We start from the raw sequence: 14175 nt of genomic DNA, 5'->3' as shown, positions 1-14175 counted from the left end.
CAACCAGGAAATGCTAGAATAATCAGTGATTTATTCAAACCCTATAAATTTTCGTAACCATATCCTGTTCTTGCCATGTTAAAAGCTCTGTTGGGTGATCCGAATGCGCGTAAACTTAAAAAATATCAGCCTCTTGTCACAGATATCAACATTTTAGAGGAAGAAATTCAAAGCCTCTCGGATGATCAGTTGCGGGCGAAGACAGGAGAATTTAAAGAAAAATTAGCCAAAGCTCGAAACCGAGAGGACGAAAACCAAATCCTCGATGAAATTCTACCCGACGCCTTTGCTGTAGTTCGAGAAGCCGGAAAGCGGGTTTTGGGGATGCGACACTTTGACGTCCAACTGTTAGGCGGTATTATCTTACACACCGGGCAAATTGCTGAGATGAAAACCGGGGAAGGTAAAACCCTGGTTTCCACCCTTCCCGCCTATCTCAACGCCTTAACGGGAAAAGGAGTCCACGTCATCACCGTTAACGATTATCTGGCCCGTCGGGATGCGGAATGGATGGGACAAATTCATCGTTTCCTGGGCTTGAGTGTGGGACTCATCCAGCAAGAGATGAGCCCCGATGCCCGTAAGAAAAACTACAACTGTGATGTTACCTACGGGACAAACAGTGAAATGGGGTTTGATTACCTGCGGGACAACATGGCAACTTCAATGGATGAAGTCGTGCAGCGCCCCTTTAACTATTGCATTATTGATGAAGTAGACTCAGTTTTAGTCGATGAAGCTCGGACACCGTTAATTATTTCCGGTCAAGTGGAACGTCCGAGTCAAAAATATATGCGGGCGGCAGAAGTTGCCCAGATGATGCTAAAAGAAGAACATTATGAAGTGGATGAAAAAGGCCGTAATGTTCTGATGACCGATGAAGGGTTTGCCAAAGCAGAAGAACTATTTGGCGTTCAAGATTTATATGATCCTAATGATCCTTGGGCACACTTTGTTTTTAATGCCTTAAAAGCCAAAGAATTATTTATTAAAGACGTTAACTATATTGTTGGCAATGGGGAAGTGATCATTGTTGATGAATTTACTGGGCGGGTAATGCCCGGTCGTCGTTGGAGTGATGGCTTACACCAAGCGATTGAAGCGAAAGAACGGGTGGATATTCAACCGGAAACTCAAACTTTAGCCACGATTACTTATCAAAATTTCTTCCTATTATATCCCAAATTATCGGGGATGACGGGAACGGCAAAAACTGAAGAAGCGGAATTTGAACGCATCTATAATTTGCAAGTTACTATTATTCCCACTAACCGCATTACTGGACGGCAAGATTTACCCGATGTGGTGTATAAAACCGAAGAAGGAAAATGGACTTCTATTGCGGAAGAATGCGCCGATTTGCATAAAGAAGGTCGCCCAGTTTTAGTCGGAACTACTAGCGTTGAAAAATCAGAAATTCTCTCTAATTTATTACAACAACGCAAAATTCCCCATAATTTATTAAACGCTAAACCGGAAAACGTAGAACGGGAATCAGAAATTATTGCCCAAGCTGGACGTAAAGGCGCTGTAACTATTTCAACTAACATGGCGGGACGGGGAACGGATATTATTTTAGGAGGAAATGCGGAATTTATGGGACGGCTAAAAATGCGCGAGTATTTGATGCCAAAAATTGTTAAACCCGATGATGAACGGGAATTAGCAGTAGTCGGTGTACCTGGTAGTCGGCGTCCGGCGGCTCAAGGGTTTGATCTGAATAAAAAACCCAAAACCTGGAAAATAGCCACCCAATTATTCCCCACAGAATTATCGAAATCTACTGAACAAAAGCTAAAAGAAGCCGTTGATTTTGCCGTTTCTGTACATGGAGAACGCAGTTTACCAGAGTTACAAGCCGAGGATTTATTAGCGGTGGCGTCGGAAAAAGCACCCACTTCTGATCCGGTAATTCAAAAACTCCGTGAGGTGTATAATTTGATTGTTAAAGAGTACGAAAACTTCACCAAACGGGAACATGAAGAAGTGGTGGAATTGGGCGGACTTCATGTCATTGGTACAGAACGCCACGAGTCTCGACGCATTGACAACCAACTCCGGGGACGGGCAGGACGTCAAGGCGACCCCGGTTCAACACGGTTTTTCCTGAGTTTACAGGATAATTTATTACGGATTTTTGGGGGCGACCGAGTGGCGGGATTAATGGATGCGTTTCATGTGGATGAAGATATGCCCATTGAGTCTCGATTATTAACGCGATCGCTCGAAAATGCCCAACGAAAAGTTGAAACTTACTATTACGATATTCGTAAACAGGTGTTTGAATATGACGAGGTGATGAACAACCAACGACGGGCAATTTATGCCGAACGTCGCCGGGTTTTAGAAGGGCAAGATTTGAAAGAACAAGTGATTAAATATGGCGAACAAACGATGGATGACATCGTAGAAGCTTATATTAATCCTGATTTACCTTCCGAAGAATGGGATTTAGAAAATCTAGTCAGTAAATCAAAGGAATTTGTTTATCTTTTAGCAGATTTAACTGCCGATCAATTAGTGGATTTATCAGTGGATGAAATTAAAACTTTCCTCCATGAACAATTACGCAATGCCTATGATATTAAGGAAGCGCAAGTCAATCAAATTCGCGCCGGGTTAATGCGGGAAGCAGAGCGCTTTTTTATTCTGCAACAAATTGATACGTTGTGGCGGGAACATTTACAACAAATGGATGCGCTGCGTGAGTCTGTTGGTTTAAGAAGTTATGGACAAAAAGACCCCTTAATCGAATACAAGAGCGAGGGCTATGAATTATTCTTGGATATGATGACGGATATTCGCCGAAATGTCATCTATTCCATGTTCCAATTCCAGCCTCAACCGATGACCGTTTAGGGGTTTAGGTCGGTTTTAAAATTTCTTAACATGGAGATTCCTGACTTTTTTCTTGACATCCCAAAATTATCGTGTATATTTGAGGAGTGTGAGGAGTGAGGTCTGAAAAGAAAAAGCACTTGGGGTCGAAACTCGGCCAGACTCCCAGGTGCTTTTTCTATTAATAATTTTACCCAAAAACCACCCGCAATCTAATCAAGTTAACGACTAACTTGCGGGTCAGCAATATATTGAAAATCAGGTTCCGCATTCCAAGGGCCACGACTATCTACGCCATTGCTAGACAGGTTATAGTAAATATTAACCGTTTCATCCGGTTGAATATTTCCAAATAACGGATCAGTTAATTTCCCTAACGAATCTAAGGCTTTCATAAACATTTTGGTATGGGAAATTTCACGGGTCAATAAATACACTAAGGTGTCTTTTGTGCCGGGGTCAGGTGCTAATTTAATTAACTCTTCATAGGTTTGTCGTGCCCCAGCTTCCGCCCCAATATTCGCCCGTAAATCTCGCACTACATCGCCTCCTTCATTGACGTAGGCGGCTGTCCAGGCTTGACCTTGAGAATCTAATAAATGGGGGCCCATTCCTCGAACGGTAAATAAGGTACTTTTAAATGCTTCCGTTTGATCAACATTTTTTGTATGGGCTTCTATCAGTTTCCCTACCATTTCTAAATGCCCAAATTCTTCAAGGGCGATATCTTGAAGCATATCTCGAATACCGGGATTTTCCACATGAAACGATTGTACCCAATATTGCAAAGCTGCTGTTAACTCCCCCGTTGCTCCCCCAAATTGTTCGAGAAGTAATTGGGCAAAACGAGGATTTGGTTCATCAATATTGATTCCTTTTTCAATCGGTTCTTTCTTATGAAAAAACATGAAGTTCTCCTAATTGAATCAGCCAATAAAATTCAGAAATCACATTAAAAATTGCTAAAATGTGTTCTATCTATGAAGTAGTGTATCAACTTCCTCTTGACCTAACCTCTGTCTCAATACCGAGTTAAATTTTTTTTTATTTATACCCAATGAAAGAGGGTATTTTAATCCACTATCCCTCGGTAATACGGTCTTGAGAGGGGTAATTTCTAAGGTAGATCTCCGGGTTCAGAATTAGGTTTTCCTTCCTTTAGGGCTAAAAACATTGAACCCCAAACATAAAAAATTCCCGTGACTAATAACAGCAACATTAATGGGGTTAAGCCTGCAAAGGGAGTGATCACTAGCATTAATAACAAACTGAACATTAATAGAGTAAATGCTTGATTTTTCATTGATATTTCTCCTAAATTTCCTATTAGTGTGTCTGACCTTAATCGAATTTTCCTCTATCCGAGTGTTGAATTTTGTATTTGGGATCTATCTTTAAAGTAACTTTTGTAGAGCTTGAAGCAACCCGAAACAAGTTGCACAACACCATTATTTTGTCAATGTTTAAGTCCTAGAATTCTAAAATTAAGAGAGTTTGTTATAAATCTTAAATTTAATTAATTATTCTTTTTTGTTCTCCCTAGGGTATAAATTTGTTCCTGTCCTCAAATCACGCTAGAATAGAACTACTCCGCTATAATTCTACTGCTCCCAAAGATCCCCCGTGAAACTATCAGGTCGATATAAGTTCTGTCCCTCAAATAACTCACAGAACGTAGTCCTTTAAGATGTAGCAACTCTCATCTCTAGGTTATATTGATCTTTTTATGAATTACTAAAGCTTAACGGACTCATCCTAAAATCAGTGCATAAGGAAACTAATATGATTGCTTTGCCGGGATATCAAATTTTAGCACAAATCTATGAAAGTATTAACTCCATTGTTTATCGAGCCATTCGAGAAAAAGATAATTTACCTGTTATTTTGAAAGTGCTGCAAGGGGAATTTCCCTCCCAGTCCGATCTGCAAAAATATGAACGAGAATATAAAATCCTGCGCTGTTTTAATTTAGAAAGCGTTATTAAAGTTTATGAACTTCAAACCTATCAAAATACTGTCGTCATGGCTTTAGAAGATTTTGGCGGAGAATCGTTAAAAATCTTATTAGCAACCCAAAAATTTACCTTATTAGGGTTTCTAAATATCGCCATAAAAATTGCCCAAGGATTGCGAGAAATTCATGCAGCTAACTTAATTCATAAAGATATTAATCCCTCTAATATTGTTTTTAATCCTGCCACAGGACAAGTTAAATTAATTGATTTTAGTATTTCTAGTGGATTAACTCAGGACTCTTTACGTCTGCATCCCCCCCAAAATTTAGAAGGAACCCTCGCCTATATTTCACCCGAACAAACCGGCCGGATGAATCGTTCTGTTGATTATCGCACGGATTTTTATTCTTTGGGGGCAACCTTCTATGAACTATTAACTCAACAGGTTCCCTTTCCTACGGGTGATGCCATGGAAGTTGTTCATGCTCACCTAGCTAAACAACCTGTTCCACCCCATGAAATTAACCCCGAAATTCCCCCGATTATTTCTAAAATTGTCTTAAAATTATTATCCAAAACTGCCGAAGAACGTTATCAAAGTGCTTGGGGATTAATTGCTGATTTAGAAAAGAGTTTAAAACAAGTTCAAGCCACAGGAACCGTCAATCAATTTCCCTTGGGAATGCACGATATTTCCGATCAATTTAAAATTCCTAAAAAACTCTATGGCCGAGAAATCGAGATTGACACTTTAATGCAAGCCTTCGACCGGGTAAGTCAAGGAAAAACTGAAATGATGTTAATCGCGGGATATTCCGGTATTGGAAAATCGGTTTTAGTTCAAGAAATTTCTAAATCAATTATTGACCAACACGGCTATTTTATTAGTGGTAAATTTGACCAATTTCAACGCAGTATTCCCTATTCGGCTTTGGTCAGTGCCTTTTCAGAATTAGCAAGATTGCTCTTAAGTGAAACTCAACAGCGTTTAGATCAATGGCGAGAAAAACTGTTAGAAATTTTAGGGCCAAATGGACAAATTATTATTGATGTGATTCCCGAAATTGAACTGATTATCGGAACCCAACCCCCAGTCTTAGAATTAGGCCCTGCGGAATCTCAAAATCGGTTTAATTTAGTCTTTCAAAACTTTATTCGTCTGTTTTGCCAACCCGAACATCCCTTAGTCATTTTTCTCGATGATTTACAGTGGGCTGACTCCGCTACCCTGAAATTAATTAAATTAATGTTAACGGATGATTCAACTCCGTATTTATTTTTAATTGGCGCTTATCGAGATAATGAGGTTAATCCAACCCATCCGTTAATGATGATGTTAGAAGCGTTAAAATCTGAGTCTTTTACCTTAGAAAATCAACAGCATTCTCATCACTTGATTCATGAAATTCATTTAACCACTTTAAATTTAGAACAAGTCACTGAACTCCTAGCTGATACCTTACATAGTGATCGTACCACTGTTCAACCCTTGGCAGAATTAGTGTTAGGAAAGACCGCCGGAAATCCCTTTTTTGTAAATGAATTTTTCAAGACCCTCTATCAAGAAAAACTCCTCACTTTTAACTCAGAACGAATTGCTTGGCAGTGGGATTTAGATGAAATAAAAGCTCTTGATATTACCGATAATGTCGTTGAATTAATGATTGGGAAACTGCAAAAACTGCCCCTAGCAAGTCAACAAGTTCTGCAATTAGTCGCCTGTGTCGGGAATCAATTTGATTTGAATACCCTATCGTTAATTTATGGGAAAGAATCCTTGGGAACCTTTCAAGATTTATTACCTGCTTTAAAAGAAGGACTGATTAAACCCTTATCCGATGCTGATAATTTGGAACCCGAACAAATTAATCCTTATTTAGTCTTAAATTATAAATTTCTCCATGACCGAGTACAACAGGCTGCTTATTCCTTAATTGACAACTCTCAAAAACAATCCGTTCATCTTACTATTGGTCGGTTACTACTGGCAAATACTCCCCCTCAATATTGGTTAGAACGGGTCTTTGATTTAGTTGATCATCTGAATGTCGGTCGATCTTTAATTACCGATGAACAAGAAAAATTACAACTGGCAAGTTTAAATTTAGAAGCGGGAAAAAAAGCTAAGGATGCCACGGCTTATAGTGCTGCACGGGAATATTTAATAGCAGGAATTGAAACTTTGCCCGGTGAAATTTGGGTAGAACATTATCCTTTAGCCTTTGTTCTTTATCGAGAACAGGCAGAAGTTGAATACTTAAATGGAAATTTTGCAGACAGTGAAACGTTGATTGAATTAATTTTAGAAAAATCCCAATCTATTTTAGAAAAAGCCGAAGTTTATAATCTGCTTTTAATTCAATATACCTTACAATTAAAATACGAATCCGCCCTCAATACTGGGATTAAAGCCTTAGCATTATTAGGGTTAGATATTCCCACAGACAACCTACAAACGGTCATTTCCCAGGAATTAGAGTCCCTCCAAAATCAACTTAATATTAATAGTTTATCAAGTTTAGTTCATCAAAGCCCCATTGTTGAATCAGAGCCCAAAATTATTTTAAAATTACTCAATAATTTAGCACCATCTGCCTATGTCAGTAATCCCAGTTTATGGACAGTTATCATTCTCAACGGTGTAAAAGTGGCTTTGAAATCTGGTTATAGTCCAGAAGCTGGATTTTTCTATGCGACCTATGGAATTTTACTGGCTACCCTGTTTAATCAATATCAAACCGCCTATGAGTTAGGTCAATTAGCATTAAAATTGAATAAAAAATGGAATTATCCTATTTATAAAGTGGCTGCGGCCTTAATTAGTTGTCTCAATTATTGGTTAGAACCGCTTAAAAATTCAAATGCTTTGGGTCATGAAGGATATCAATCGGCTTTAGAATCAGGAGATTTACAATATGCAAGTTATTTGTTAAATAATCAATCTTTGAATTTAATGGTACAAGGCGTAAATCTTCCCAAATTTTTAGTTGAAGTTAAAAATTTCTTAAAATTTAGTAAAAAAGCCGAAAATCAGTTAGTGATTGATAGTTTAACTGGACTGGGAGGCATTCTCCTAAATTTAATTGGTGAAACCCCCAATTTATTATCCTTTGATAGTTTAGAAATGACCGAAGTTGATTATTTGAAGAGTAGCCAAGATCATCAAAAATTTTACTCTCTCTGTCTTTATCAAATTTTTAAAATACAAGTGTTATATTTATATGGGGAAGTAGAACAGGCTTTACAATTAGTCAAAGAGACTGAACCGTTACTGCAATTTATTGTCGGCTTAATTTCGGTGACAGAATATTATTTTTATTCATCTTTAACCTTTATTGCAAATTTAGACCGGGTTTCAGCATCAGAACAGGAAGAATTGTTAGATAAAATTAAGAGTAACCAAGAAAAATTTAAACAATGGTCAGAAAATTGTCCTGCTAATTTCTGGGCTAAATATCTGTTAATAGAAGCAGAACTCGCCCGATTTTCTCAACGTTCTTTTGAAGCCATTGATTTATATGAACAAGCCATTTCTACCGCCCAAGAAGCCGGATTAATTCAAAATGTAGCCTTAAGTCATGAACTGACAGCTAAATTTTGGATGACTCACGGAAAAGTTAAGTATGCCAATCTTCACCTCAGAGAAGCGTATTATAGTTATCAACGTTGGGGTGCAATTCGGAAAGTAGAACAGTTAGAAACCCAATATCCTCAACTCAAACAGTTAGGGTCGCTTAAAAGCTCTTTATTTGAAGCCCAATCTATTACCTTAAATACCTCTCACGGGAGCCGTTTAGCATTGTTGGATTTAAGCACAGTGATTAAAGCTTCCCAAGCCATCTCCCGTGAAATTGTGTTAGAACGATTGTTAGGAAATTTAATGAAGATTGTGATTGAAAATGCTGGAGCTCAAAAAGGCTTTTTAATCTTATATCAGGGAGAAAAATTAGTCATTGAAGCCGAAGCTTCAACGGATATTGAAGATGTGATTGTGCATCCCAAAACTCCTGTTGAAACCTGCAACTATTTACCCTTAACGGTGATTTATTATGTTGAACGCACGAGTCAAGATGTGGTGTTAATGAATGCTACCCTGGAAGGACAATTTACCCATGATTCTTATATTAATGCCCACCACGTTAAATCAATTTTATGTACCCCGATTATTAGTCAGGGGAAACTTTTAGGAATTTTATATTTAGAAAATAATTTAACGGCGGGAGCTTTTACCTCGGAACGAATTGAAGTTTTAAACTTACTGTCTTCTCAAGCTGCTGTTTCTTTAGAAAATGCTTTGTTATATGCCTCCGTTGAAAATAAAGTTCAAGAACGTACCCAAGAAATCAATGAGAAAAATTTACGGTTAGAACAAGCGTTGACTCAATTGCAACGCACCCAAGCTCAATTGATTCAAAGTGAAAAAATGTCTTCTTTAGGACAAATGGTAGCCGGGGTAGCCCATGAAATTAATAACCCGGTCAGCTTTATTTATGGGAATCTTACCCCCGCCAGTGAATATGTGAAAGATTTATTGCGATTAATTCAAGTTTATCAACAGGAATATCCTCAACCTAAACCCTTAGTCGAAGAAACAATTTTAGATATTGATTTAGAGTTTCTCGTGGAAGATTTACAAAAACTTTTAGTATCTATGAAAGTGGGTGCTGAACGTATTCGCAATATTGTTTTAAGTCTGCGAAACTTCTCTCGTTTGGATGAAGCTGAGATGAAACCCGTAGATATTCATGAAGGCATTGATAGCACCTTAATGATTTTACAACCTCGACTGCGAGCTTCTACCCATAGCGGAGAAATTGAGATTATTAAACAGTATGGTCAACTTCCCAAAGTTAACTGTTATGTCTCCCAATTAAATCAAGTGTTTATGAATATTATTAGTAATGGTATTGATGCTTTAGAACATCGTCGTAACTTGATGAATCCAGGGGATACACGACCAACAATTACGATTTCTACCTGTTTAATTGATAATAATAAAGCCAAAATTTGTATTTTAGATAATGGTTCAGGGATGAGTCCAGATATTCTGCAACGAATCTTTGATCCCTTTTTTACCACAAAACCCGTCGGTAGTGGGACGGGCTTGGGTCTATCGATTAGCTACTCAATTATTGTTGATCGTCATCAAGGGGAGATGAGTTGTACTTCTACCCTTGGGGAAGGCGCACAATTTACGATTTTAATTCCCATCCATTGAAAATTTTGGGGACTGAACGCTCTTACTCTATGACGGGGGGGTCATCGATTAATAACAAAAGTTATGGGAAAAAAGTGATGAAATTTATTAACCGGATCAAGTTGAAAAAGGAGACGTGATTGTTGATGAAAAATCCCCAGCTTTTGGTTGACTGGGGAAAGCGCGAATTGAGAACGTGCGATAGTGTTTTTAATATAAGCGGACAAGATATGCTGACACATCTACCTTTAGATAGATATGCCAACTGAATTGATTTTCCAGTCCATTTATAGGGAACGTTCAATCGCCCGTCCAGCATCTTCTACGGTGTCCTGAGCTTGATCTACACCTTGTTTGGCGTTATTTTTGAGGTTCCGAAGTCCCCGTTGGGTTCCCCCTCTCCAATCATCCGCTACTTCACTAGCAGAGTCACCAATACTTTCTGATAAATCTTTCACCCGTTCAGGAAAAGGCTTGCCATTTTTGTAATTTTCAACGAATTCTTGAGGATTGTTGACTTTACTAATATTGGATTTAGCATGATCAACTAACGCTTTTCCTTTTAATTCAGCTTTGCGGTTAGGGCTGTCCGTGTCGCTGTAAGGGTACATTCCCCCTTTCTGTTCCGATTGAACGGGTTTATAAAGTTCGTTTTTGTATCCTTTTGTTTCATTAATACTTCCTTCTCCTGATAACCGAGCCGTTGGAGGATTACTACTACAAGCGGTACTGATAAACAGTAATGATCCTGCTAAAAAAACACCGACAATACTTTTTAAGGAGATAGAGCGCAGGGCTTGAATTAATTTTTTCATGTTGATAACTCCTAAAGGGGCATTCAAATCATTGAATTTACTTTTATTACTCTCTTAGCTTAAGAAAAATCAATGTTTTGAACCTCTAACTCAGGGATGAAATTTGATGAGTTCCTAAAATCTGATTCTACTCATTTCGGTCAAAAGTAGGTCAAAACTTCAGGAAATCCATTGTATTCTTAACACTCCCTTGAATTCATCAGAATAGGTAGAGTGTGCTGTATTTTATTTTTTCTAAAAAACATCTATCTTCAGCAATAAGCTGTGCTTCTTTGTCGCTATCTTTTAACATCGGGTCTGGGATGTAAGATTTTTAGAGAAAACTTTAGCCGTTTTTCTGTCTCTTCCTGTACCTTTCCCATTCAACTCCCCTGGGAGAAAATGCAGGGGGGCGTAGCATTCCTGACAACTCTAAGCTAAACCTATACGCGAATTCAGCAGACCCGGAAACAGTTTCTCGGCAACTGAGCCACTATTTTTGTCTCCCTACGCTAATTTATAATGAAGGGAGCAGATTAACGATGCTCTACCCCCTGATAGGAACCAAAAACAAAATATTCTGATAGCATCAGAACTAATGGATCATCGGTGGACTATCCACCTTGTAGAGAAAACCTGAAAAACTAATGGCATGGATACGCATCTACGCCATTAGAATTTGTAGAGTAATCTGTATCTTTAACAGTTAAAACTGAAATTCTGCCTAGCATGACATCTGAACATATCCGCCAACGCTCCGAAATTCTCGGCACTCAAGTTATCACCCGTGACAGAGGTAAACGACTTGGGATCGTGAGCCAATTATGGGTAGACGTAGATCAGCGTGAAATTGTAGCGATCGGAATCCGCGATAATATTCTGGCGATCGCTGGAATGCCAAAATTTATGTACCTGAGTAGTGTCCGCGAAATCGGTGACGTAATTTTGGTGGATGATGATACCGTCCTCGAAGAAGACGTGGATGTAGAAGGCTACAGTACCCTGATCAATAGTGAAGTGATCACCGAAACGGGAGAACCGTTAGGACGAGTCCGAGGATTCAGATTCGATACCCAAGATGGCAAATTAGAATCCTTAATTATCGCCTCCATTGGTCTACCTCAAATTCCCGACCAAGTGATCAGCACCTACGAATTGTCCATTGAGGAAATTGTCAGTAGTGGCCCCAATCGATTAATTGTGTTTGAAGGATCAGAAGATCGCTTACAACAGTTGTCTGTGGGTTTGTTAGAACGCTTAGGCTTGGGAGAAGCCCCTTGGGAAAAAGAAGAAGAGGGAATGTATTATCCGCCAACGGTTAAACCCGCCAACCAATTAGGAACCGGACTTCCCCAAACCCCTCCCCAACGGGCCAGTCGCGCCCCTGCTGTGGCTCAGGAAGAAGCCTGGGACGAAAACGATGCTTGGGAAGAACATCCCGCCCCCGTTCAACCCTTGCGTCAACCCCAACCGATTTATGATGAGTATGAAGAAGAAGATAACTGGGGCGATGTGGAACGGGATGAAGATGATCGCTATCGAGAACGGGAATTAGTTCCCATTGAACCTCCCCGTCAGGAACAAAAACTCTACGCCAGAGAGTTAAATTATGAATACGAAAATGACGTAGATTCCGATGCTTGGAATGATGACGAAACGCCTAAACCCTATCAGCCTCCCCGAATTAATATTCCAGAGAAGAAGAAAATGCCGGAATATGAGGAGTAGTTAGGGGGAGCCACGGGAGCCGGGGAAGAATTGATGAATTCCTGGCTCCTAACTATTTCTATGCCAAACGTTAACAGATTGTGATCCCTAGTATTTTGTATTTTAGGATACAGAATGATTGCTGGAACCAATGGGCAAAATACAGATTCACTCTCTGGATAATTTTTGGTTATAGGAAAGAATAGTAACGTGCTCAAAAAATTAGGAATTATTGGATTAGTTGCATTCGCTCTGCTGGTCGGCCCTCTGACGGGAACCGCTTGGGCACAAGAAGCCACAGAAAACCCGATTAATTCTGGGGATACAGCTTTTATGTTGGTTTCTGCCGCCTTAGTGCTGTTTATGACACCGGGGTTAGCATTTTTTTATGGGGGATTAGTCCGATCTCGTAACGTTCTCAACACAATGATGATGAGTTTCATCTTGATGGGAATCGTTGGTGTTACCTGGGTATTCTGGGGATATAGCCTTGCCTTTGATGTCTCGACTCCCGTTTCAGAAGGCTTTGGTCAAGGCATTGAACGCTTCATTGGTGGATTAGATTGGGCTTTTTTACATAACGTCGCAGTTGATGCTCCTGACCCCATTGGCTATGCGGGAACCATCCCCCACCAGTTGTTTATGGTGTATCAGATGATGTTCGCCATCATCACCCCCGCGTTAATTTCTGGGGCCATTGTCGAGCGGATGACCTTTAAAGCTTATTTTTGGTTTGTCTTGCTGTGGTCTACATTTATTTATTCTCCCTTGGCCCATTGGGTTTGGGGTCGGGGTTGGTTACAAGCCATTGGTGCGTTAGATTTTGCAGGCGGAACCGTTGTTCACATCAGTTCCGGGGTTTCGGCGGTGATTCTCGCCTATATGATTGGCTCCCGTAAGCATTTTATGGTGATTCCCCATGTCCCCCATAATGTTCCTTTTGTCCTGTTAGGGATTGGGATGTTGTGGTTTGGTTGGTTTGGCTTTAATGCGGGTAGTGCTTTGGGTGCTGGTTCTTTAGCGACTGTTGCTTTTGTCGCCACCATGGTCTCAACATCAGCCGGAGGGTTAACTTGGGCTCTGGTGGAATGGTATTTACGCGGTAAACCCACGGCTGTTGGTACTGCTAGTGGTTTCTTAGCAGGATTAGTGGGTATTACTCCCGCCGCCGGATTTGTTACCCCCGTTGGTGCAATTTTAATTGGTTCCATCACAGCCGTTTGCTGTTTCTATGCGGTGAGTTGGCGGGTGAAATTGGAATTTGATGATTCTTTAGATACCTATTCGGTTCATGGTGTCGGTGGAACCATTGGTGCTATTTTAACCGGAGTTTTTGCCACAAAAAGTGTGAATGCAGCCGGGTTTGATGGACTGCTATATGGAAATCCAGGACAATTAATCCCTCAAATTGTTGGGGTACTGGCGACTTACATTTTTGCTGCTGTTGGAACTTTTGTAATTGTCAAGATTCTTGGTTCTCTGATGGAATTGCGTGTTAAATCGATGGTCGAAGAACAAAGTCTGGATGTTGATCAACACGGTGAAGAAGGTTATGGTGAAGACTTTGCTTCTGGATTGAGTTTTGCTACCGAAACCTTTTCGAGAAAAGAAGGTTAGAACAATTTACAATTCAAAACCATTAATTGATAAATCAGGTTTTTGACCCATCAGAAGGGAATAAAAA

At 39.7% G+C, this 14175-nt stretch carries 7 protein-coding genes; 4 read left to right on the top strand and 3 right to left on the bottom strand.

Annotated elements, in window-relative coordinates; all coding sequences use genetic code 11:
• Positions 1 to 75 precede the first annotated feature (75 nt).
• Complete coding sequence (gene secA / locus IQ236_RS02620; RefSeq protein WP_193867830.1) at positions 76 to 2859, top strand: preprotein translocase subunit SecA; 2784 nt, start codon at positions 76 to 78, stop codon at positions 2857 to 2859.
• A 200-nt stretch (positions 2860 to 3059) separates the two neighbouring features.
• Here the strand turns inward: secA and IQ236_RS02615 are convergent, their stop codons facing one another.
• Together IQ236_RS02615 and IQ236_RS02610 are read right to left on the bottom strand one after the other, a co-directional pair.
• Positions 3060 to 3746 carry a manganese catalase family protein gene (locus IQ236_RS02615; RefSeq protein WP_193867829.1) on the bottom strand — a complete coding sequence of 229 codons (687 nt, stop codon included), beginning with the start codon at positions 3744 to 3746 and terminating at the stop codon, positions 3060 to 3062.
• Between the two features lie 209 nt (positions 3747 to 3955).
• Entirely contained in the window at positions 3956 to 4141 is a 186-nt protein-coding gene (locus IQ236_RS02610) for a hypothetical protein (RefSeq protein WP_193867828.1), read from the bottom strand.
• A 479-nt stretch (positions 4142 to 4620) separates the two neighbouring features.
• Here IQ236_RS02610 and IQ236_RS02605 point away from each other — a divergent pair, with 479 nt between their 5' ends.
• Complete coding sequence (locus tag IQ236_RS02605) at positions 4621 to 10011, top strand: trifunctional serine/threonine-protein kinase/ATP-binding protein/sensor histidine kinase (RefSeq protein ID WP_193867827.1); 5391 nt, start codon at positions 4621 to 4623, stop codon at positions 10009 to 10011.
• A gap of 266 nt (positions 10012 to 10277) precedes the next feature.
• Here the strand turns inward: IQ236_RS02605 and IQ236_RS02600 are convergent, their stop codons facing one another.
• Positions 10278 to 10805: a DUF6658 family protein gene (locus IQ236_RS02600; protein ID WP_193867826.1), complete on the bottom strand. Its 528-nt coding sequence runs from the start codon at positions 10803 to 10805 to the stop codon at positions 10278 to 10280.
• A gap of 708 nt (positions 10806 to 11513) precedes the next feature.
• On the opposite strand from IQ236_RS02600, the gene IQ236_RS02595 reads away from it, so the two are divergent.
• Both IQ236_RS02595 and IQ236_RS02590 read left to right on the top strand, forming a co-directional pair.
• Entirely contained in the window at positions 11514 to 12512 is a 999-nt protein-coding gene (locus tag IQ236_RS02595) for a PRC-barrel domain-containing protein (protein ID WP_190516214.1), read from the top strand.
• Between the two features lie 189 nt (positions 12513 to 12701).
• On the top strand, positions 12702 to 14108 hold the full coding sequence (locus tag IQ236_RS02590; protein WP_322744071.1) for an ammonium transporter: 1407 nt from the start codon (positions 12702 to 12704) through the stop codon (positions 14106 to 14108).
• Positions 14109 to 14175 lie beyond the last annotated feature (67 nt).

Origin of the sequence: Planktothrix mougeotii LEGE 06226, assembly GCF_015207485.1 — a bacterium.
Taxonomy (GTDB): Bacteria; Cyanobacteriota; Cyanobacteriia; order Cyanobacteriales; family Microcoleaceae; genus Planktothrix.
Note: the sequence above shows the minus strand (reverse complement) of the source record. Positions and strands in the feature narration are given on the sequence as shown.